Origin of the sequence: Pseudomonas sp. IPO3774 (genome assembly GCF_013386835.1) — a bacterium.
Classification (GTDB): Bacteria; Pseudomonadota; Gammaproteobacteria; order Pseudomonadales; family Pseudomonadaceae; genus Aquipseudomonas.
The window spans coordinates 270,995-291,469 of sequence record NZ_JACAQY010000017.1; the positions used below are offsets into that span (position 1 = coordinate 270,995).

Consider the following 20,475-nt stretch of genomic DNA (forward strand, 5'->3'; position numbering starts at 1 on the left):
TCAGAACTGGAAGTAAAGGAACGGCGAGAAGCTCTGCGCCGAAAGTTTGAGAATCGACGCCACGAACAGCAGCAGTACTGCGGCGCGCATGGCGTAGCGTGGCCAGGTGGCGCTCCAGTAGGCCGGTTGCACGGTGGCCTCGGTGCCCACGGTGTAGCCGGGCTCATGGATGCTGCCCGGGTTGTCGCCCGGTACGGCCTTGATCAAGCCCGGTTGCGCAGTCGCCGGGCCATCGGCCTGGGTGTTCACCGCAGGCTTGGTTTTTTCCGGTGGGCGGTTGCTGTAGAAGTCCCGCAGGCCGAAGAACGCCAGGGTTGCGTACGCCACCACCAGGGTTGCCACTTGCAGGCCGGTGAGGCTGGCGCGGTTGAGTTCCGACAGCGACCACTCGCCGAAGCTGAACATCGCGCCGTACATACGGCCGGCGACGTGCAGGTTTTCCGAGCGGAAGATCACCCAGCCCATCACCACCAGCAGGAAGGTGAAGGCCCAGCGCACAACGTTGAAACTGCGCGGTGCGGTGTTGAGGCCGATGGCTTTTTCAATCGCCAGCCACATGCCGTGCCAGGCGCCCCACACGATGTAGGTGATGTTCGCACCGTGCCACAGGCCACCGAGGAGCATGGTCAGGAACAGGTTGCGGTAGGTGGTCAGCGTGCCTTTACGGTTGCCGCCCAGGGTGATGTACAGGTAGTCACGCAGCCAGGTGGACAGGCTGATGTGCCAGCGCCGCCAGAACTCGGTGATCGACTGGCTGATGTACGGCTGCTTGAAGTTTTCCATGAAGCGAAAACCCATCATCAAGCCCAGGCCGATGGCCATGTCGCTGTAGCCGGAGAAGTCGAAGTACAGCTGCGCGGTGTACGCCAGTGCGCCGAGCCAGGCGTCACCCGTCGTAGGGTTTTGCAGGGCGAAGCAATGATCGGCGACCACCGCCAGGGTGTCGGCGATAAACACCTTCTTGATGAAACCCTGCATGAACCGCGTGCAGCCCTCGGAGAATTTATCGAGGGTGTGGGTGCGGTTGTTGAACTGGTCGGCCAGGTCGCGAAAGCGCAACACCGGGCCGGCAATCAGGTGCGGGAAGATCGCCACGAACGCCGCAAAGTCGATCAGGTTGCGGGTGGCCGGGGTGTCGCCGCGGTACACGTCGATGATGTAGCTGATGGACTCGAAGATGTAGAACGAGATCCCGATCGGCAACAGCACGTGAGTCAGGATGAAAGGCTCAAGGCCGGCCGACTTCATCATCAGGTTGATGCTGTCGACGCCGAAGTTGGCGTACTTGAAGTAGCCGAGGATGCACAGGTCGACCGCCACGCCCAACAGCAGCCAGCGCTGGGCCGGCTTGGTGCGCACGCCTGCCGCGCCGACCTTGAGGCCGATCCAGTAGTTCCACAGCGTCACGGCGGCGAACAGCGCCAGGAAGTCCACTCGCCACCAGGCGTAGAACACATAACTGGCAACCAGCAGCAGCAGATTGCGATAGCGTTGCCCGCTCAGGTAGTACAAGCCGAGGAAGATCGGCAAGAACAGGAACAGGAACACATTGGACGAGAAAACCATCCCGATCTCTCCATGTTTAACCAACAGTCAAGGGCCAACGGCCCCCCCAAACCCCCCACCGAAAACGGAGAGGGGCGGTATTACATTCCCACTGACGAAACCGGCTCAAAATGTGGGAGCGGGCTTGCTCGCGAATGCGGTGTGTCATTCAACACAGAGGGCGACTGATACACCGCCTTCGCGAGCAAGCCCGCTCCCACATTTGAAGTGCGTTTCGTCAGCTGCCTTTGTTGCCTTTCTCGTGCGCCGGGTCGTAGACCTTGGTCAGGTCACCCCCCAGGCGGAACGTCTTGAACGGCTGCATCCCGTGCTTGCGCTCGATCACATCCGGGGCGCAGGTGTAGAGGGTGCAGAAGGGCTCAAGCCAGGCAAATTTCATGTCTTCCTTGAGGTCCTTCATGTCCTGTTCCTTGCCGTTCTTCTGCTCGAAGATCTCCGGGTCTTTCACCCCGGCCAGCACCTTGTCACCCAGGCGTTTCAACGCGCCGTTGTTCTCCTGGCGCAGGTCCACACCGTTCACCAGGGCAAAACTGGCGATCATCGCCAGCGGCGGCAGGGCGTAGTTGTGGTACGACAGGGCCCGTTGCTGACGCTTCAATTCGTTGGGCAGGAAGCCTTGGGCATCCACCTGGTTGGCGCCGACCTTGTATTCCTTCACGGCCCAGTCAAACAGGTCGCGGCGGTTCACGGCGACGGAGGTCGCCATCACCGACCAGGCAGCCCAGTAGGAGTGGTTGTTGGTTTTATCCAGCGGCAGGTTGTCCCAGTCGCTCACCACCTGGTCGGCCATTTTGCTGAACCAGGCTTCGATCAACTGCGACTCCTGCTGGTGGTTGGCCAGCGGATGAGAGTCGGAGAACTTCAGGCGCACATAGGCCGACGCCATGCTGCCCAGTGCCCATTTGCGCATGGACTTGCCGGTGTGGTTGAAGTCCTTGGACATCAATGCATCGGCCTTGGCCCAGCTCGTGAGCCAGTTCAGCGTGCATTCCAACTGCTCCGGACGGCCGTCGCGCATGAATTGCATCACACGCTTGCTGGTGTCTTTTTCCAGCTTGGTGATGTCGGCGGTGCTGTCGCGAAAGGCTTTTTCGGACTGCACATTCAGGGTGGAACGAGCCTTGTCCGAACCTTCGTACTTGCTGCGAAACTGCAGCGAGCCGGTGTACGGCGCGGGCATGGCGTCGCAGTCATTCTTGAAGTCGCCGGTCTTGAATGCTTCCACCGGGGCGAAATAACCCTGGGGCGGACGCAGTGGTGCGGCGGCGTTGACTTGGCCGGCAAACATCGCCAGGCCCAGCAGCGTTGGAATCAATAACTTCTGCATAAGTAACCTCATTGCCCCGTTGAAGCAGTCTGTTGACCACCGGCGGGGAATACGTTGCGTGTGCAAATTTTCGCTTCGACTTTCTGCGCGGCCTGGCCCGCTTCAGGGCCCTGCACTTCCACGGCCAGCAGGTTTTGCGTGGCCCAGTCTTCATCGGTGCGCAGTTCAAAGGCGAAACGCCCGTCTGTATCGGATGTTTCGGGTTTCTCGATCTTGATGTCCTCGTGGCGCCCGTTCATGTACCAGAGGGTGGCTTGCAGGGTTTTCACCGATGGGTCGGCGAAGCGGATGTCGACCTGGTGACTGCTGTTGCGCAGGTCTTTGTTCGAACTGTTCACCAGCAATTCGTTCTTGCCGGGTTTCAGCGTGGTGCTGGCGCTCATCTGGGCGGTCTTGCCTTCACAGCCGTTGTCCAGCAGCGACATCATCTGGCGGTAGATGGTCTCCTGGTCCAGGCGATACAGCGGCGAGAATTCCCAGATCAGGATCTTCGGCGGGGTCTTCTGGAATTCTTCGCTGCCCAGGTACTGGATCATCGAGCCTTCCAGGCCACCACCGGGGAAGGCGACGTTAAGGATGTCGGCACCGATTTCCTGTTCCAGGAAGCCGGCGAAATTGTAGTTCTTGCCACTGTGGCTGGTACCCACGAGGGTGATCTGCGGGTTGCCGGAATCACCGAACAGGTCGCCGTCTGCCGCTTCGCCCTTGGGCTCGGTGGTGAACTGGTCCATGTACTGGATCGCGTAGCTGGTGCCGCACAGTTGCCCGGCCATGTTGTGCAGGGTGCCCGTCTTGCCCATGCGCCCGGACCGTTTGGTCTCGAATTCGCGCTGCGGGATGCCGGCAAATTCAGGCATCGCCCGCACTTTCGCGCCGACGATTTTGGCGGTGCGCTGGGCGCCGTATGGCGTCCAGTGTTGGTCGCCGCGGAAGTAGAAATCGTGGGCCGGCAACTCGTCCGGCAGTTGCTCGTTGGTCAGCGGCGACAGGTCCGGCACGACGTAGCCCATCTTGGCGAAGCGCCCGAGCATGGTCTTGTAATTGCCCAGGGCCTTGTCGAAATCGAACCTGGCTTTCTCTTCAGGGTTGAGCTTGTTGCGGTTCACCAAACCACGGGTCGGCTGGTAGACCACCACCAGTTCCACGCCCTTGCTCTTGAACGCATCGTGCAGCTGCTGCATGCGTTTGTAGCCGGCGGGGCTGGTGTCGAATTCGGTGCGCAGGTCTTCCTGGGTCCGGAACAGCCAATCGCCCTGGGCTTGCACCAGGGTGGTGAAGTTCTGCTGGTAGCGCGTGGTGTAGTTCTTCGCGTCGTGGGCGGCTGGGCACAGGCTGCAGCACGGTTCGGCGGTGAAGGTTGGCGCCTTGATTTCGTCGGCGCGCACGCCCTGGCTGGCCGCGAGCAGGCCGAGGGTCAAACCCGAAAGGCTGAGCAGTTTGATCATGTGTGGGTGCATAAAGGTCATCCTCAGTCCTGCATTTCGGTCTGGCGTTCGACAGGGTCGATCAGCACGGCTTTCTTCTGGCGTACCAGCAAGTCGAGGATCTCTTCCTGGCGATCGCCAAGAACGCCCGAGAAGCTGATGCCACTGGATTTGGTCGGCGCAAGCATCGATACGCGGTACAGCTCGACGCTCAGCGGCGAGTCGATGGACAGCGGCCCGCTGCCGTTGGCGGCCAGTTCACCGCCGACCACGATCAGCGAGACCTTGGTGTCGAACGGGTCGAGGGCGATGTCGCGGTCGGTGTCGGTCAAATCCTTGATGTGGCCGTACACGCCGGTCAGCCCGTTGGCCATGGCAATGTTCTCGTACAGGCGAATGTTCACGCTGTTACGCACGCGGATGCCGTGGCGACGGTTGCTGATCACCTTGTTGCCCCACAGCAGGTTATCGCCGCTCTCATAGAGGGTGATGCCGTCGGTGTGGTTGCGGTAGATCTCGTTGTCGGCGATCAGGTTGTTGACGCTGTTACGGTCGATCACCAGGCCCGAGAGCTTGTTGTCGAAGCTGCGGTTGTTGAAGATGAAGCTGTCGTTCACTTCCCGGGAAATGATGATGCCGTGCTTCTTCTTCGTGCCGTAGACGGTGTTGTCGGTGATGATCAGGCCGTGTGAACGGTCGTGGGGGTCAATGCCGTAGACGATGTTGTCTTTGTAGGTATTGCCCTTGAGCACAAAGCCGGTGGTTTCGTAGCAGTAGAAGCCGTACCACATGTCCGAGAACTCGGAGTCGACGATCCAGCCCGTCGGCTCGGGGCGCTTGAGCACCTTGGCCATGTTCGGCGTGTATTGGGAAATACTCACGCCATACGACTTACTGTTGGCGTAGCCGAAACTGGCCATCTTGCTGTTGGCTATGTAGGTCTCGGTGCCGCCCCAGGCCAGCAGGAACGGGCGGAATTCCTTGGGCGACTGGAAGGTCGCCGGGCCGTTGGTCTTCTCGCGCCAGCCGGTGATTCTGGTGTCACGTACGAACAACTGGCCGTCGTTGATCAGGAACGAACCGGCTTCCTGGGACAGGCGCAGCTCTTGAGTCTGCTTGTCGATTTCGAGGATGCCTTTACGGCCCACCACGATCGGCAACTTGGCCAGGAACACCCCCGGCGAGGTTTCGCTGAAGTACTGCTTGGGCACTTTCTTCAGCAGGTCCTTGAGGTTCATGTAGCCGTCGTCGACAAAGATCGCCTGGGGAATGCCGTGCTGGCGCACTACCCATTCGGCCATCTTGTTGTCGCCGCCGATGAAGTCCTTCAGGGCGTCTTCCTGCATCATCCGGCGGATGCTGATTTTGCCTGGCTTGGTACGCACAATCTTTTTCGCGATATTGGCCGCGGTGTAGCCGGACACGTCCGGCAGCGCAGGCTTGGCCATCTCCAGCGGCTCGGTCGGCGGGCTGGAGATGGTGTAGGTCTTGGCCTGTTGCAGCTCTTTGGCGATGGTCGGCGCTTTGTCGGCGAAGGCCGAGGCGCTGGCCAGCAGCATGGCCGCGACGAGCAGTCTTTGAGACTTCATTGCGCAGGCTCCCATCAGAACTTCCAGATCACGTCGACAAAGGCGCGATGCATGTACGAGTCGACCTGGCTGCCATAGGCGTCGCCCGGCTTGAACACGCCTGCACGGAAGCGCACCAGGGCCGACGGCTCGTCGATCGACTGGCTGAGCCCGGCCGGCAGCAGGCCTTTCTTGAAGTACTTGGTGACCACCAGGTCCATCTCCTGGCCGAGATCTTTCTTGCCGTCTTCAAGCGGCAGGGACGTGCTGGACAGGATCGCGCCGGTCACGTCATCGGTGTTGTTCTGCACGGCATCGATGCCGTTGCTGCCCACCGGCTTGTTGCCGTCTACGCGCCAGAACTTGTGGTACACAAGGCTTGCGTCATAGTCCTCGCGCAGCTGCCAGGACCCGAACAGGCTCATGGACTGCATGTTGTTCATCTCGCCGCGAAACGCTTCACCGAAGCGGTGGACGCGGGATTGGGTACCGGTCCAGTTCGAACGGTTGCTTTGCAGGCCGTTCTGCTCGTATTCGGCACTGGCGCGGGAGTAGGCGGCGCCCACTTGCCACTGCGGGTCGAGGCGCAGGCGTACACCCAAATCGGTGGCCCAGCCATTCACGTCATCGCTGCGCTTGGCGTTGGCCGGGCGGGTGCCGTCGGCGTTCAAGGCGTTGACCGTGTCGCGGTCGCCCTGCATGCCGGTGACGCTCGCCCAGTAGTTGACGGTGTTGGTGTTGCGCCAGTTGTAGGCGTCGCTGTTGGCTTCGATGCCGAGCCAGGTCAGGTCGCCGTTCTCGCGCTTGTCCAGCGAGTCGGTGGCCACGCCCGGTTCCGGGTAGTCGAGCTTGCCGTCATCATGGGTGTGGTGAGCGCGCAGGCCGATCCACTGGCCTGGCGTCCACTGGTAGGCGGCGTCGGCGTACAGGTGCTGACGGTCCTTGTCCTTGGGCGACAGTTCCTTGAGGTCGGTGCGGTATTCGCTGAAGCGCTCGGCGACGCCGACATTGGCCTTGAGCAAGGTGGTGTCGAAGGTCCAGTTCAGCGCTTCGATATTGGTGTCGCGCCATTGGCCGTCGTCATTGCGCAGGCGTTGGCGACCGAGCTTGAGGATCTCGCCGGGGTAGGGCGTGAAGCCGCCATAGGCGACCCAGAACTCGCGCATCGCCAGGTAGTTCTTCTTGCTCTTGCGGTCGTCATTGCTGGTCTGTTGAGTGGCGTCATCCGAGGACTGTTGCAGGGTGTCGGTCTCGATGATGTCGCTGGAGGTCACGGCCTGGCCCATGGCGTAGGCGCTCCAGTTGCCGCTTTCTCCGTAGATCCACGGGCGCAGGTCAAGGCCGATGCCGTTGACGTCGCCGCCTTTCTGGGTGCCCAGGTCGCGGTCATCTTCGGACTGGCCGGTGACTTTGACTTCCAGGCCGAAGTTCTTGGCTTCGGTCAGCGCCGCCAGGGTCGGGCACGACCACAGTAGGGCGAAGGTCAGGCCGATACCGGCCTTGACGAATGGGTTGAGCTTCATAGGGATTCCTCGCCGTCTTCTTCTTGCAGGGCGTGCAATTGCAGCGTGCTTTGGGCCAGGGTGCCGCGCACGGCCAGCTCCTGTTGCACCAGGCGTTGGCCTTCGGCGCGTTGTTCCGGGGTCAGCGGCGCTTCGAGCTGGGTCGCCAGGTCGTTGGCTTCCGGCGTGTCCTGGGCCTTGGCCAACTGGCTGAAGACATAGGCGTTAAGCGGGTCGGGCTTGGTGCCCTTGCCTTGGGAAAACAGCTGGGCAATCGCGAAGTCGGCGCTGTTCTGGCCGTTGCGCGCAGCGGTCAACAGATGGTCCAGGGCCTTTTGCGAATAGACCTTGCCCAGGTAGCCACGGCGGTAGATCTGGCCGAGGTAGTAGTCGGCGGCGACTTCGCGGCCGACGGCTTTCTGGAAGTGTTCTTCGGCGGCCTTGGCGTCAGCCGGGACCCACTTGCCTTCGTAGTAGAGCTTGCCCAGCAACAGTTCGGCGCGGGGCTGGTCGGCGGCGCGGCCGTTGTCGAGGTACTTCATCATCTGGTCGACGTCGCCCAGTTCCGGGAAGTCGTAGAGCAGTTGCGCCAGGCTGACCCAGGAGGCCGGGTAGCCGGGGGCGATTTTTTCCAGCAGGGCCTGGGCGGTTTTTTCGTCGGTCTTGCCCAGGCTTGCATCACCCAGTACACGAGCCACGCTGTCGACCCGTTGGGCGGTGACGGTGCCGCGGCTGTAGCCGGCTTCCATCTGCTTGAGCAGTTCGGCCTGTTTTTCCGGCTCGGCTTTTTTCTGGTAGACCGTGGCCAGCTCGACGTAGCAGATATCGGTGGTGTTCAGCGCCGCCTTGCAGATGCTTTCCACTTCATCCAGGTGCTGGTCGTAGGTGTCCTGGGTGCGATACAGCAGCACCTGGGCGAGACCGGCTTCCGGGTAACCCGAGGCGCGCCATTTGCTGATCTGCTGCTGGGCGTTGATGTTCGGGAAACTGTGCGGGTATTGCAGGTAGAGCATTGCCAGCGGGATCAGGGTGTTGCCTTCGCCATTGGCAAAGGCTTTTTTCAGCAGGCCTTCGGCTTCATGGTGTTCGGCTTCGGTCGCGCCGGGCTTGGCCACCAGCAGGCGGCCCAGGCGTGCCTGGGCACGGGGCGAGGTATCGGCAGCCGCGCGGTACGTCGCTTCGGCCTGCTTGATTTGCTCGGGGTCGCGGGTGCCGACCTGGATATCCGCCAGGCCCACTTGGGCCTCGCTGTAGCCCAAATCCGCGAGCTGCTGGTAGTTCTGCTGGGCAGTGACGGTGTCGCCACGTTTCAGCGCTTCATTGGCCAGGCGTTGGTCGGGCAGGCCGGCGCAACCGGCGAGGCTGACCGCAACAGCCAGCAACGCCGCAGTTCCCATGTGGGAGCGGGCTTGCTCGCGAAGGGGCCCTGTCAGTTGATGCATGTGTTGGCTGACACACTGCTTTCGCGAGCAAGCCCGCTCCCACAGGGATTGCGGTGTTTTTGAGAGAGTCATCACAGGCATGTCCTCTGCTTACAGACCGTTGGCCATGGCTTTGTCGATCAGCCAGTTCAGGGACGGGCCGCGATCGCTGGTCACTTCAACCGGGCGACCGGCGTAGGTGCTGTCCAGCGGGGCGTCGGGTTTGATCTGCACGCGGATGTCGGAGGACATTTCGCTGCTGTTCAGGCTGGTGCTGCTGACGATGGTGCCGGTGCGTACCTGCTCTTCATCCGCTACCTGGAAGTTCACGCGGGTGCCCGGGCGAACGTCGGCAAACTGGCGATAGGAGAAACGTGCATCAACGTTGGCCTGGCTGCCGCGTGGCACCAGTTGGAAGATCACGTCGCCCTTGCTGGCGTACTGACCGTCGGCGACCAGTTGCTGGGCCACGACGCAGTCGCACGGGGAGGTGAGGGTGCCGGTCATTTGCTTGCCGAACAGCTCTTCGACCTTGGCCGGTTGCAGCTGGTCTTCGTCCAGATGGCCCTTGAGTACGTCGAGCATGCTTGTGCTGAAGGTTGCCAATGGCGCGCCTTTGGCGGCGACCGCATCGCCTTTGATCAGGCTTTGCACGGTGCCATCGCGGGGCATGGTCACGTTCATCCCGGGCACGCTCACCAGGCCGGAGGTGGCGTGGCTGACGAAGTACATGCCGTACACCGATTTGACCACGAAGCCGAATGCCGCCAGGCCCACCACGAAGATCCCGAGGCTGAAAGTCACCGCCCGCAGGCGGCCACCGACGCTCATGTTGCTGCCGCCGTCCTTGACCTTGCGCGCCTTGGTGAAGTTGTCGCGTTGCAGGGTTGCCAGCACGTCACCCATGGTCACGATGTCACCGGCCAGGTGCGAGGTGATCAGGTGGCGCAGGGTGGAGATGTCTTGTGCATCGAGGTTCTGGAACTGGCAACCGGTGCGGCCGGTCTGGCGGTCGTAGGAGCGAATCTGCAGCTCGACGTCCATCGCCAGGCCCAGGTTGTCGATCACGAACTGCAAGCGACCCTTGTGCACATCGCCGACTTTCAGCGGCTGCTGCGGGGCGTTGAAGGCCAGGCCGCCGGCTGACAGGTCGATCACCCGCACTTCCATCGGTGTTTGATCGGCGCCGAAGAAGCGCAGCTTGGCCGGGATTTTGACCCGGGCGTGTTGGCGCTGGGCTTCGGATTCGTGGACAACGTTGGCGTTTACTGGGCTATTCATGGTGTTTAGTTCCTAGTTAATTCAGGCTTGGCAGGGTCAAACCATCATCAGCAACACGGCGACGAAAATGCTGCCGGCGGAGAAGGTCATGGTCCGAGACGACCAGGTGTTGAACCAACGTTGAAAGCTGGCCAAATCGCGGGTCAGTTTGGTGTCCTGGCGGGTCCAGGACTGTTGATCAAGGCGGAAGAACACGTAGATCTTCACCAGCGCGCCCATGATCTGGTTGTAATAGAGAATCACCGGGTAAGCCGGGCCGATCTTGTGGCCGGAGCACGACAGCAGCAGGGTCAGAATCAGGCGGGTGATGCCGATCCACAGCAGGTAGGCGAGGATGAACGCGCCGCCGTATTTGAAGGTGGCGATGATCGCCACGGTCAGCCCCAGCAGGGAGGTCCACATCGACACGCGTTGATCAAACAGCACGATGCTGGTGAACAGGCCCAGGCGACGCATACCCAGGCCCAGGGCACGTGAGTTCTGGCGCAGGTTGTTGCCGTACCAGCGGAACATCAGTTTGCGGCTGGCCTTGATAAAGCTCTTTTCCGGCGGGTGTTCCACGGTGTGGATCGCGGCGTCCGGTACGTAGAAAGTGTCGTAGCCCAGGCGCATCAGGCTGAACCAGCTGGACTTGTCGTCACCGGTCAAAAACTTGAAGCGGCCCAGGCGCCAGTGTTGCAGCGAGTCGCTTTCCACATCGGCAATGAAGCCCGGGTCGGTGACCACGTTGGCGCGGAATACCGACATGCGGCCGGTCATGGTCAGCACGCGTTTGGACAGGGCCATGGAGCACATGTTGATGTGGCGCTGGGCGAAGCGCAGCTTGTGCCACTCGCTCATGATGTAGCCGCCGCGCACTTCGCAGAACTCGTTGGTGGTCAGGCCGCCGACATTGCCGAACAGCTGGAACCACGGCACGGTCTTGCGCACTACGCCCTCGGCGAGCACGGTGTCGCCATCGATCACGGCCACTACGGCGCGGTTGTCCGGCAGGTGGCGGGAGATGGCGCGAAAACCGAAGGCCAGGCCGTCACGCTTGCCGGTACCGGCGATGCGCACGAAGTCCAGCTTGACGTGGTCGGGCGGGTTCATCCTGGCCCACAGGCTCTTGACCAGCAGCTCATCGGACATTTCCACCAGGGAGCAGACCACGGTGGTAGGGAAGCCACATTCGATGGCCTCGCGGATCACCGAGCTGTAGACCTGGGCCGTGGTCAGCGCGTCGATCCGAAAGCTGGTAACCATCAGGAATACGTGGGACGGGTCTGCTGCCTTGCCCAGCTTGCGCACTTTGCGCCGCAGGTGCGGGTAGACCACGTACAGGAACAGCATGCCGCGAAAGAAATGCGTAGCACCCATCGAGTAGCGCCAGATACCGACGGCGCCAATCAGGAAAATAAAATTCTTCGACTCTGAGTCGAACGTACTCGCCGGCAACAGCAGGGCGAGTCCCATCAGCAGGCTCAGGAAAAACAGCCAGCCGGCAGATTGGAGGAGTACGTGTTTTAACTTGGACATAGGCGTCATTCCGCAGGTGAAGGAGGCTTCAAGCAGCAAGCGCCGGGGATCAGGACGCTTGCCGCTTGAAACTTGCCGTTGCTGTTACCAGCAAATGCCTTCGGTACGGCCGCTCACGCTGGTGGCCTTGGACATGAAGCCCACCAGGTCGACCACTTGCTTGCCGTGGGGTGCGTTGTGCGCCAGGGCACGGAACTTCTCATCGCGGTTGCCCAGGATGATCACGTCGGAGTTGTTGATCACTTCGTCGAAGTCCGAGTTGAGCAGGGACGACACGTGAGGGATCTTGCCTTCGATGTAGTCCTTGTTGGCGCCGTGCACGCGAGCGTATTCGACGTTGCTGTCGTAGATGCTCAGGTCGAAACCCTTGCCGATCAGCATCTCTGCCAGTTCCACCAGCGGGCTTTCGCGCAGGTCATCGGTGCCGGCCTTGAAGCTCAGGCCCAGCAGGGCGACTTTGCGTTTGTCGTGGCTGGAAACGATGTCGAAAGCGTTTTGCACCTGGGACTCGTTGCTGCGCATCAGCGAGTTGAGCAGCGGCGCATCCACGTCGAGGGAGCCGGCGCGGTACGTCAGGGCGCGCACGTCCTTGGGCAGGCAGGAACCGCCGAAGGCAAAGCCCGGGCGCATGTAGTACTGGGACAGGTTGAGGGTCTTGTCCTGGCAGACCACTTCCATCACTTCGCGACCGTCGACACCTACCGCCTTGGCGATGTTGCCGATCTCGTTGGCGAAGGTCACTTTGGTCGCATGCCAGACGTTGCAGGTGTACTTGATCATCTCGGCGACGGCGATGTCCTTGCGGATGATCGGCGCGTCGAGTTCTTCGTACAGCGACTGCAGGACATCGCCGGAAGCGGTGTCGAATTCACCGATGACGGTCATCGGCGGCAGGTCGTAGTCGGCGATGGCGGTGCTTTCACGCAGGAACTCAGGGTTTACGGCGACGCCGAAGTCGACGCCGGCTTTCTTGCCCGAGCAGTCTTCGAGAATCGGAATCACCACATTGGCCACGGTACCTGGCAGCACGGTGCTGCGGACCACGATGGTGTGACGGGAGGTCTTGTCACGCAGGACAAAACCGATCTCGCGGCACACCGATTCGATGTAGTTGAGTTCCAGGTCGCCGTTCTTCTTGCTCGGCGTGCCGACGCAAATCATCGACAGGTCGGTATCACGGATTGCCTCGGCGAAATTGGTGGTGCCGCGCAGTCGGCCGGTTTGAACGCCCTGGCTTAACAGCTCGCCCAGACCCGGTTCAACGATGGGGGATTTACCCGCGTTGATCAGGTCGATCTTTTCCTTGGAGATGTCTACGCCAACGACCTCATGGCCCCGTGCAGACAGGCAACCGGCACATACCGCGCCGACGTAACCCAAACCAAATATGCTGATGCGCATCGCATTTACCTCATTGTTAATCGTGCCACTAGATGGCCGGAGTTCATGTTTTGAAGCGTCACCCAGGCACTGGGAAGTGCGACGAATAAACGTCGGTATATCCAGTGCAGGCATACTAAAAGTCGAGTGACTAACTAATGCACTCAAGTTGTGCGCAACTTGGCCTTATTGTTGGGGCTTGCCCTGAAATGCAGCCAGCCTTCCTGGGGAAGGGCCTGGCGCCAGTGCCGCAAGGCGTTGACAGGGGCTTTGAGCCCTTATATATCAACGGCTTGGGTTGTCTCACTGACCCATACAGGTGAGCTCAGCCTTGGCCTTTTCGGAGAAAGTAGTGAAACCTTTGCGTCCGCCTTCAACTAATCAGTTGATGATTTGACCATTGAGTCAAAGTCATATGACAACTTTGCTACTTCCCTTGGTCGCCACGTAAGTCATCTCTTACATCTTCAGAGATAATCGTTACCGGTGGTATGAGCGGTGCTTTAGGACATAGTTCCTGTCCACTCATCCTGTTTCCGGAAATTTCTTGAAATATTAGGAAAGATGGCACTAGTACTATTCTGATAGCACTTGCTATTTAGGCCAGTAGTTGCGGGGAGTTTCGAGGGGTAAATAGTTTTGTGCCACTACTGTTTTAAAAAAGTGGTGCCACTACGAAAAAAATTGACGAATGTCGAGTGAAATAAATGTTAGGGAATCTGAAGAATTATTTTTGACGCCAAATAAATGACGAATTCGGAATTGGAATGCAAACAAAATGTGGGAGCGGGCTTGCTCGCGAAAGCGGCGTGTCAGGCAATAAAGGCATCGACTGAACCACCGCTTTCGCGAGCAAGCCCGCTCCCACATTTGGATCTTCGTTGTCAGGTTATTCCGGGGCGTGATCCCGCAGGAACACCAGGTTATCCGGCTTCGACTGCTCCGCATTGAAGCGATAACCCTGCACGTCAAACTCCTTGAGTCGGGCCGGGTCGTTGATGCGTTCTTCAATCACAAAGCGGCTCATCATGCCCCGGGCCTTCTTGGCGTAGAAGCTGATGATCTTGTACTGGCCGTTTTTCAGATCCTTGAACTCGGTGTTGATGATCCGCGCTTTCAATGCCGGGCGTTTGACTGCCGAGAAGTACTCGTTGGACGCGAGGTTGAGCAGCACGTCATCGCCTTGTTCGGCCAGGGCTTCGTTGAGCCACTCGCTGATGCGGGTGCCCCAGAAAGCGTACAGGTCCTTGCCACGGGCGTTGGGCAGTTTGGTGCCCATTTCGAGGCGGTACGGCATCATCAGGTCCAGCGGCCGCAGCAGGCCGTACAGGCCGGAGAGCATGCGCAGGTGGTCCTGGGCGTAGGTGAAGTCGGCGTCCTTGAGGGTTTCGGCGTTGAGGCCGGTGTAGACGTCGCCCTTGAATGCCAGCAGGGCTTGTTTGGCGTTGGCGGGGGTGAAGGCGGGGGTCCAGCTGCCGAAGCGTGCGGCGTTGAGGCCGCCGATTTTGTCGGAGACGTGCATCAGTTCGCTGATTTGCGCCGGGCTGAGTTCGCGCAGTTGTTCGATCAGCTCCTGGGAGTGGTCGAGGTATTGCGGCTGGGTGAAGCGCGGGGTGACCGGCTTTGACTCGAAATCGAGGGTTTTGGCGGGGGAAATCACCGTCAGCATGAAGTCGTCTCCTTTAATCGTGGGGGGATTCTAGGGGGTAGGGCGGTTTGACTCCACCTATGATGGTGATAGATAGCTGTGCGGTCGTTGGGGGGCATATCCGTTTCTGCGGTTACGGCGGCTTATGGTTTCGCTNNGTGAGCCGCTGTAAGAGCGGAACCAATACAAGCCATCACTCAAATAACGCATATACACACCAACCCAATAGCGCCCCCACACGATCGGCTATAGTGCCCGACGACTCTGGAAAGGGAGACCCTTCGTGCGAATTGCGCTTTTACTGTCAGCCTGGCTCATCTGCCTGGGCGCCCAAGCCGCCCCCGTGGATGTCGCAACCCTGGACCGCGGCACCTGGCCCGAACGCCTCAGCAGCCCCGCCCTGTTCGACGTCGCCTCACGCGCAGAAATCCTGATGTTCGCCCACACCCTGCTCGCCAGCGAATCCCTCGACGAGCCCGCCCTCAAGCAGCGCCTGGGCCTGAAGATCATCAATCAGGCCTCGATCGACGACCTGCGCCGTCAACTCTGGCAACGGCTACTGGAAAACTACACCTTCGCCCAACAAAGCTGCGAACAGGACGCCTCCTTCTGCTACCTGGTGGAAAACATGGACGACCTGCGCGAACAAGCCGCCAAATTCGAAGTCAGCGACAACTCCTTCTATATAGGCTGGGCTGGCCCCAGCCGCGCATTTCACGAGCGCTACCTGGATGAACAGTTGCGCAAGGCCGCCCTGTTCCCCCAGATCAGCAGCGAAATCGCGCGCTTCGGCGACCACGAGCGCAACGGCGACGAACTCAACGACCGGATGTTCCTGCTGACCTTCGACAGCGGACCGTCCCCGGTCAGCGGCAATACCGACTGGCTCGCCGACTACCTGCGCAAACAGAAAATGCACAGCCTCTTCTTCGTGCTGGGCAACAGCCTGCAAACCCGCGTCGAGAAAAGCTCGGCCACCGATGTGCAGGCGCTGTACCAGGGCCAGTGCGTTGGCATCCAGGGCTGGCAGTACCGCTCCCATAGCCACTGGGTCGACTGGCAGTCGTCCATCACCCGCAGCGCCTCCCTGGCGCAAAACCTGATGCCGGAAAACTACCTGCCGCTGTTCCGCCCGCCGTACGGTCAGCGCCGGTCCGACAGCCAGGGATTTTTCCAGTCACAAGGGCTGCAAGTGGCCTTGTGGGACATCGACTCGGAAGACGAACCCGGCAAGCTCAAGGCTGATGAGTCGGCGAACCGCGTGCTCACACTGATGCTGTTGTGGCGGCGCGGGGTGATCGTCTTCCACGACACCCAGGACAAGGCGCGCATCGCTTTACCCTGGCTTTTACACGCCACGGCAGAAAGTGGACTCGGCTGGCAGGATTGCCGCGAAGCGTTTCGCTGAAAAAGCACGAAAAGCCCGGCCCTGTTGGGGCTGAGGTTTTTCAGGGGGGATTTTGGGAGGTATTTCGATACAGGCGGACTTCCGACTTTAACGGTGCAATGCCGGCGCGCCTAGTGCTATTCGTCATCCTGAAAAATAAACTTCAAAAAAGCGTCAAAGTGCTTTTTCCCGTCATGTGTTTTGCGGTATTACGAAGACAGACAGCCGAAACCTGCAACACAGGTGGCGTCTTCCAAGACACCTCTTGTGTGCACCGCACTTGACGCCCCTCAAGTGCGTTCGACGGTCGAATCGAGGCGCAGCACTGTCGCGGTATTGCGTCGACTGGCTCCCACAAAGGTGACCGAGTATGGATGATCATGGACGTAACCCTTCTTCCGACCAGCCAATCCTTTATGTGCTTGATACCAACGTACTGATTCACGATCCAAACGCACTGCTCAACTTCGAAGAACACCACGTCGCCATCCCGATGATCGTGCTTGAGGAGCTCGACAAACTCAAAAGCGGGCACCACAGCGTTGCCGCCGAATGCCGCCAGGCCATCCGCCTGATCGACAAGACCCTCGGCGAAGCCTCCCCCGACGACGTCGAGGTGGGCGTACCGATCCAGCGTGGCAAAAGCGGGCCCAAGGGCTTGCTGTCGATTCTGATGAACAAGCGCAGCGAGCCCAACAGCTTGCTGCCGGAGAATCTGAACGACAACAAAATCATCAACCAATTGATCGACCTGCACGCACGCGACAAGGACCTGCGCCTGGTGCTGGTGACCAAAGACATCAATATGCGCCTCAAGGCACGAGCGTGTGGGATCGCTGCCGAGGACTACAGTACCGACCAACTGGTTGACGACGTGTCAATGCTGTCTCGTGGTTATCACACCATGACCGGCTCGTTCTGGGATCGCGTCAGCAAGGTCGAAACCCGTCAGGACCATGGCCGCACCTGGCACCAGGTACAGCTGATCGACAACCTGCCGGCTGTGCACATCAACGAATTCATCATCGACGAACAGGGTTTTGTGGGCTGGATCAAAGAGATCCAGGTCGACAAGCTGCTGATCCTCGACCTGCATCAGGAACCCCTGTTGCACCAGGAAGCCTGGGGCCTGAAACCGCGTGATATCTACCAGAGCCTGGCGCTGTATGCCTTGCTTGATCCGGACATCCACCTGGTCAACCTGACCGGCGCCGCAGGTTCGGGGAAAACCATCCTCGCCCTGGCTGCCGCCATCGAACAGACCATGGTTACCAAACGCTATCGCCGCATCATCGCCACCCGCAGCGTGCAGGGCCTGGACCAGGAAATCGGTTTCCTGCCCGGCACCGAAGCGGAAAAAATGGAGCCGTGGCTGGGGGCGATCACCGACAACCTCGAAGCCTTGCACATGGATGACGAAAACACCCATGGCAGCGTCGATTACATCCTCAGCAAAGTGCCGTTGCAGTTCAAATCCCTCAACTACATTCGAGGTCGCAGCTTCCAGCAGAGCCTGATTTTGATCGATGAATGCCAGAACCTCACGCCGCACCAGATGAAAACCATCATCACCCGTGCCGGCGCCGGTTCCAAAGTGGTGTGCCTGGGCAACCTGGCACAGATCGACACCCCTTACCTGTCCGCGACCAGCTCCGGGCTGACTTACCTGACGGAACGCTTCAAGGACTTCCCGAACGGCGTGCACATCGCCTTGCAAGGTGTCCCTCGTTCGATTCTGGCCGAATACGCCGAATCTCACCTGTAACCACGGTCAATGTGGGAGCTGGCTTGCCTGCGATAGCATCACCTCGGTGTAACTGACATACCGAGGTGCCTGCATCGCGGGCAAGCCCGACTCCCACAAAAGCCAGCTCCCACATTTGATCGGCGTTGGGTTTACAATCGGAGCTCCTGATCAGGAGTATCCCTGTGCTGACTCATCTCGATTCCCAAGGTCGCGCCCACATGGTCGACGTCACTGAAAAAGCCGTGACGTTCCGTGAAGCCGTGGCCGAAGCGCGGGTGCGCATGTTGCCCGAGACCCTGAAAATGATTGTCGACGGCGCCCACCCCAAGGGCGACGTGTTTGCCGTGGCCCGTATCGCCGGGATCCAGGCCGCAAAAAAAACCAGTGATCTGATTCCCCTGTGCCACCCGTTGATGCTCACCGGGGTCAAGGTCGAGCTCAGTGCCGATGGCCTGGACGCGGTGCGCATCGTCGCCCGCTGCAAACTCTCCGGGCAGACCGGCGTGGAGATGGAAGCGTTGACCGCGGCCAGTGTTGCCGCCCTGACGATCTACGACATGTGCAAGGCCGTGGACCGTGGCATGACCATCGAAACCATTCGGCTGCTGGAGAAACTCGGCGGCAAGAGCGGGCATTTCAAGGCGGACCAGGCATGAGCATCAACGTACTGTTTTTTGCGCGCTACAGCGAAGCGATTGGCCTGGACTCCCTGGAGATGGAAGGTGACTTCGCGACGGTCGACGCTGTACGCCAGGCATTGGCCGGTGACCCGGAATTCGCAGTGCTCAATGAGGCCAGCCTGATGTGCGCTCGTAACCAGGAACTGTGCGACCTTGAAGAGCCGCTGCAAGCTGGCGACGAAGTGGCATTCTTCCCGCCCGTGACCGGAGGCTGACCATGGCGATTCGGGTGCAGGCCGAGGCGTTTGATCCCGGTGCTGAAGTCAACGCGATGCATGCGGCCAATGTGGGCGTAGGCGCGGTGGTGAGTTTTGTCGGCTATGTGCGTGACTTCAATGATGGCCTGGATGTGGCGGGGATGTTCCTTGAGCACTATCCGGGCATGACTGAAAAAGCCCTCGGCAAAATTGCCGTGGAGGCTGAACAGCGTTGGCCACTGCTCAAGCTGGAAGTGCTGCACCGCATTGGCGCCCTGGAGCCGGGTGAGCCGATCGTGTTTGTTGCGGCGGCCAGTGCCCATCGTCAGGCGGCGTTCGATGCCTGCGCCTTTGTGATGGACTACCTGAAGACCCGGGCGCCGTTCTGGAAGAAGGAAAACACCAGCGAAGGGCCACGCTGGGTGGAAGGGCGCGACAGCGATCACGCAGCCGCTGACCGCTGGAAATAACGTGTGGCGAGGGAGCTCCCTCCCCACAGCAAGCTCCCCCGCCACACAGGTCAGGTCGAGGCGTGCAGCCGGTGTGGAGAAAGCATCGCTTCGGTCAACCCGAACGCCGCCAATGCATCCGGCAAAGGCTTGCCGCGCACCAGCGCCGCACTGGCCTGGCCCATCGCCGGAGACGTCTGGATCCCGTAGCCGCCCTGAGCCGCAATCCAGAATAATCCCTCCACCTGTGGATCGAACCCGCAGACCAGATCACCATCGCTGACGAAACTGCGCAGCCCGGCCCAGGTCCGCGCAGGCCGGCGGATGCTCAGGGTGGTGGCTTCCTCGATGTGATAGATGCCCGTGGCGATGTCCAGCTCTTCCGGTTGCACATCGTGGGGCTCCACCGGGTCGGCATTGGCCGGTGAGCCGAGGAACATGCCGGCGTCGGGTTTCATATAGAACGAACCGTCGAGGGCCGCCAGCTCCGGCCATGCGTGGATGTTCAGCTCGGCGGGTGGAGAGAAGACGAACGCGCTGCGACGTTTGGGTTGCAGGCCGATTTTCTGTGCACCGGCCAACTCGCCGATATGGTCGGCCCAGGCGCCGGCGGCGTTGATGATCACCGGGGCGCTGAAGTGTTGTTGGGCCGTGCGCACTTGCCACAGTCCCTGACCGTCACGGGTTAGTTTCTGCACCTCACTGTCGGTGTGGATTTCTCCGCCATTGCGCCGAATGCCGCGCAGGTAACCTTGATAGAGCGCATCGGTATCGATGTCACACACGGTCGGGTCGTAGATCCCGCCATGGACTTTTTCCCGGCGCAGGATCGGCATCATGGCCATCGACTCCTCGACGTCGAGCAGTCGCGTTTCTGGCACAAGGGCTTTGGCACTCAGGTACTGGCGCTGCAACTCACCGGGGTCGCCAATCAAGTCCACCAGCAATTCGCCCCGTGGGGTGAGCAAGGGGTGTTCGGCAAAGCCTGCGGGCGGCTGATCGAAGAAGGCGCGGCTGCCCAGCGTCAGCGCGCGGACCTGGGGCGTACCATAGGCGGCGATGTACAGGGCGGCGGAACGGCCGGTGGAGTGGTAACCCGGCATCGACTCGCGTTCCAGCACGATGACGCGGGCATGGTGTGACAGCCAGTAGCCGGCGGATGCGCCGGCGATGCCACCGCCGATGATGAGGTAGTCGGCCTGGTTCATGTGTTCCTCCTGGATTTGAAAATGCTGAAACCAAATGTGCAGGCTTGCTTGCTCCTCCACAAGCCCGCTTTCACATTTATATTCAGCCTGGCGATAAAGCAGGAAATCGCTATTTCCTTTTGACCTGAAAATTCCGGAAAAACTGTTATTTCTAAGGAAATTCTGAAAAAGA

16 protein-coding genes are annotated in these 20,475 nt (G+C 60.3%); 5 read left to right on the forward strand and 11 right to left on the reverse strand.

Features of this window, described 5'->3' with window-relative positions; translation table 11 throughout:
- From HYE77_RS11660 to yaaA, 10 genes are all read right to left on the reverse strand, one after another.
- On the reverse strand, window positions 1–1,566 hold the full coding sequence (locus HYE77_RS11660; protein WP_008434176.1) for an MBOAT family protein: 1,566 nt from the start codon (window positions 1,564–1,566) through the stop codon (window positions 1–3).
- 217 nt (window positions 1,567–1,783) lie between these two features.
- Window positions 1,784–2,893: a mannuronate-specific alginate lyase gene (locus tag HYE77_RS11665; protein ID WP_008434173.1), complete on the reverse strand. Its 1,110-nt coding sequence runs from the start codon at window positions 2,891–2,893 to the stop codon at window positions 1,784–1,786.
- A gap of 8 nt (window positions 2,894–2,901) precedes the next feature.
- The gene (locus HYE77_RS11670) at window positions 2,902–4,350 is read right to left on the reverse strand and encodes an alginate O-acetyltransferase (protein WP_076014451.1); all 1,449 of its coding nucleotides are present in this window, start codon (window positions 4,348–4,350) and stop codon (window positions 2,902–2,904) included.
- An 11-nt stretch (window positions 4,351–4,361) separates the two neighbouring features.
- Entirely contained in the window at window positions 4,362–5,921 is a 1,560-nt protein-coding gene (algG, locus tag HYE77_RS11675) for a mannuronan 5-epimerase AlgG (RefSeq protein WP_177068805.1), read from the reverse strand.
- Window positions 5,921–7,408 (reverse strand): alginate export family protein, encoded by a 1,488-nt coding sequence (locus tag HYE77_RS11680; RefSeq protein ID WP_003216288.1) that lies wholly within the window; start codon window positions 7,406–7,408, stop codon window positions 5,921–5,923. The genes algG and HYE77_RS11680 overlap by 1 nt, the downstream gene beginning before the upstream one ends.
- The gene (gene algK / locus HYE77_RS11685; RefSeq protein ID WP_371135978.1) at window positions 7,405–8,829 is read right to left on the reverse strand and encodes an alginate biosynthesis TPR repeat lipoprotein AlgK; all 1,425 of its coding nucleotides are present in this window, start codon (window positions 8,827–8,829) and stop codon (window positions 7,405–7,407) included. Before algK ends, HYE77_RS11680 begins: the two co-directional genes overlap by 4 nt.
- A gap of 90 nt (window positions 8,830–8,919) precedes the next feature.
- A complete protein-coding gene (locus HYE77_RS11690) occupies window positions 8,920–10,089 on the reverse strand; it encodes an alginate biosynthesis protein Alg44 (RefSeq protein ID WP_003216292.1) in 1,170 nt (389 codons plus the stop codon).
- Between the two features lie 36 nt (window positions 10,090–10,125).
- Complete coding sequence (gene alg8, locus HYE77_RS11695) at window positions 10,126–11,607, reverse strand: mannuronan synthase (RefSeq protein ID WP_003216294.1); 1,482 nt, start codon at window positions 11,605–11,607, stop codon at window positions 10,126–10,128.
- A gap of 84 nt (window positions 11,608–11,691) precedes the next feature.
- Window positions 11,692–13,008, reverse strand: a complete 1,317-nt coding sequence (locus HYE77_RS11700) for a nucleotide sugar dehydrogenase (protein WP_003216295.1) — start codon at window positions 13,006–13,008, stop codon at window positions 11,692–11,694.
- 868 nt (window positions 13,009–13,876) lie between these two features.
- On the reverse strand, window positions 13,877–14,656 hold the full coding sequence (yaaA, locus tag HYE77_RS11705) for a peroxide stress protein YaaA (RefSeq protein WP_102606060.1): 780 nt from the start codon (window positions 14,654–14,656) through the stop codon (window positions 13,877–13,879).
- Window positions 14,657–14,918: 262 nt separating this feature from the next.
- On the opposite strand from yaaA, the gene HYE77_RS11710 reads away from it, so the two are divergent.
- The 5 genes from HYE77_RS11710 to moaE all read left to right on the forward strand — a co-directional run bounded on the left by HYE77_RS11710 (window position 14,919) and on the right by moaE (window position 19,116).
- Entirely contained in the window at window positions 14,919–16,043 is a 1,125-nt protein-coding gene (locus HYE77_RS11710; protein ID WP_003216300.1) for a polysaccharide deacetylase family protein, read from the forward strand.
- 349 nt (window positions 16,044–16,392) lie between these two features.
- The gene (locus HYE77_RS11715; RefSeq protein WP_088424175.1) at window positions 16,393–17,787 is read left to right on the forward strand and encodes a PhoH family protein; all 1,395 of its coding nucleotides are present in this window, start codon (window positions 16,393–16,395) and stop codon (window positions 17,785–17,787) included.
- Window positions 17,788–17,951: 164 nt separating this feature from the next.
- A complete protein-coding gene (gene moaC, locus HYE77_RS11720; protein WP_008435663.1) occupies window positions 17,952–18,425 on the forward strand; it encodes a cyclic pyranopterin monophosphate synthase MoaC in 474 nt (157 codons plus the stop codon).
- Window positions 18,422–18,664 (forward strand): molybdopterin converting factor subunit 1, encoded by a 243-nt coding sequence (moaD, locus tag HYE77_RS11725; RefSeq protein ID WP_003216306.1) that lies wholly within the window; start codon window positions 18,422–18,424, stop codon window positions 18,662–18,664. Before moaC ends, moaD begins: the two co-directional genes overlap by 4 nt.
- Before the next feature lie 2 nt (window positions 18,665–18,666).
- Complete coding sequence (moaE, locus tag HYE77_RS11730; RefSeq protein WP_087692831.1) at window positions 18,667–19,116, forward strand: molybdopterin synthase catalytic subunit MoaE; 450 nt, start codon at window positions 18,667–18,669, stop codon at window positions 19,114–19,116.
- A 50-nt stretch (window positions 19,117–19,166) separates the two neighbouring features.
- Here the strand turns inward: moaE and HYE77_RS11735 are convergent, their stop codons facing one another.
- Window positions 19,167–20,303 carry an FAD-binding oxidoreductase gene (locus HYE77_RS11735; protein WP_102369871.1) on the reverse strand — a complete coding sequence of 379 codons (1,137 nt, stop codon included), beginning with the start codon at window positions 20,301–20,303 and terminating at the stop codon, window positions 19,167–19,169.
- Between the last annotated feature and the right edge of the window lie 172 nt (window positions 20,304–20,475).

What these genes read in the sequence shown, in the direction of transcription:
- HYE77_RS11680 (WP_003216288.1), bottom strand. Translation starts at nt 7,408, where the DNA reads ATGAAGCTCAACCCATTCGTCAAGGCCGGTATCGGCCTGACCTTCGCC.
- HYE77_RS11665 (WP_008434173.1), bottom strand. Translation starts at nt 2,893, where the DNA reads ATGCAGAAGTTATTGATTCCAACGCTGCTGGGCCTGGCGATGTTTGCC.
- algG (WP_177068805.1), bottom strand. Translation starts at nt 5,921, where the DNA reads ATGGGAGCCTGCGCAATGAAGTCTCAAAGACTGCTCGTCGCGGCCATG.
- HYE77_RS11660 (WP_008434176.1), bottom strand. Translation starts at nt 1,566, where the DNA reads ATGGTTTTCTCGTCCAATGTGTTCCTGTTCCTGTTCTTGCCGATCTTC.
- moaD (WP_003216306.1), top strand. Translation starts at nt 18,422, where the DNA reads ATGAGCATCAACGTACTGTTTTTTGCGCGCTACAGCGAAGCGATTGGC.
- moaE (WP_087692831.1), top strand. Translation starts at nt 18,667, where the DNA reads ATGGCGATTCGGGTGCAGGCCGAGGCGTTTGATCCCGGTGCTGAAGTC.
- HYE77_RS11700 (WP_003216295.1), bottom strand. Translation starts at nt 13,008, where the DNA reads ATGCGCATCAGCATATTTGGTTTGGGTTACGTCGGCGCGGTATGTGCC.
- HYE77_RS11690 (WP_003216292.1), bottom strand. Translation starts at nt 10,089, where the DNA reads ATGAATAGCCCAGTAAACGCCAACGTTGTCCACGAATCCGAAGCCCAG.
- HYE77_RS11715 (WP_088424175.1), top strand. Translation starts at nt 16,393, where the DNA reads ATGGATGATCATGGACGTAACCCTTCTTCCGACCAGCCAATCCTTTAT.
- algK (WP_371135978.1), bottom strand. Translation starts at nt 8,829, where the DNA reads ATGCATCAACTGACAGGGCCCCTTCGCGAGCAAGCCCGCTCCCACATG.
- alg8 (WP_003216294.1), bottom strand. Translation starts at nt 11,607, where the DNA reads ATGTCCAAGTTAAAACACGTACTCCTCCAATCTGCCGGCTGGCTGTTT.
- HYE77_RS11670 (WP_076014451.1), bottom strand. Translation starts at nt 4,350, where the DNA reads ATGCACCCACACATGATCAAACTGCTCAGCCTTTCGGGTTTGACCCTC.
- HYE77_RS11735 (WP_102369871.1), bottom strand. Translation starts at nt 20,303, where the DNA reads ATGAACCAGGCCGACTACCTCATCATCGGCGGTGGCATCGCCGGCGCA.
- yaaA (WP_102606060.1), bottom strand. Translation starts at nt 14,656, where the DNA reads ATGCTGACGGTGATTTCCCCCGCCAAAACCCTCGATTTCGAGTCAAAG.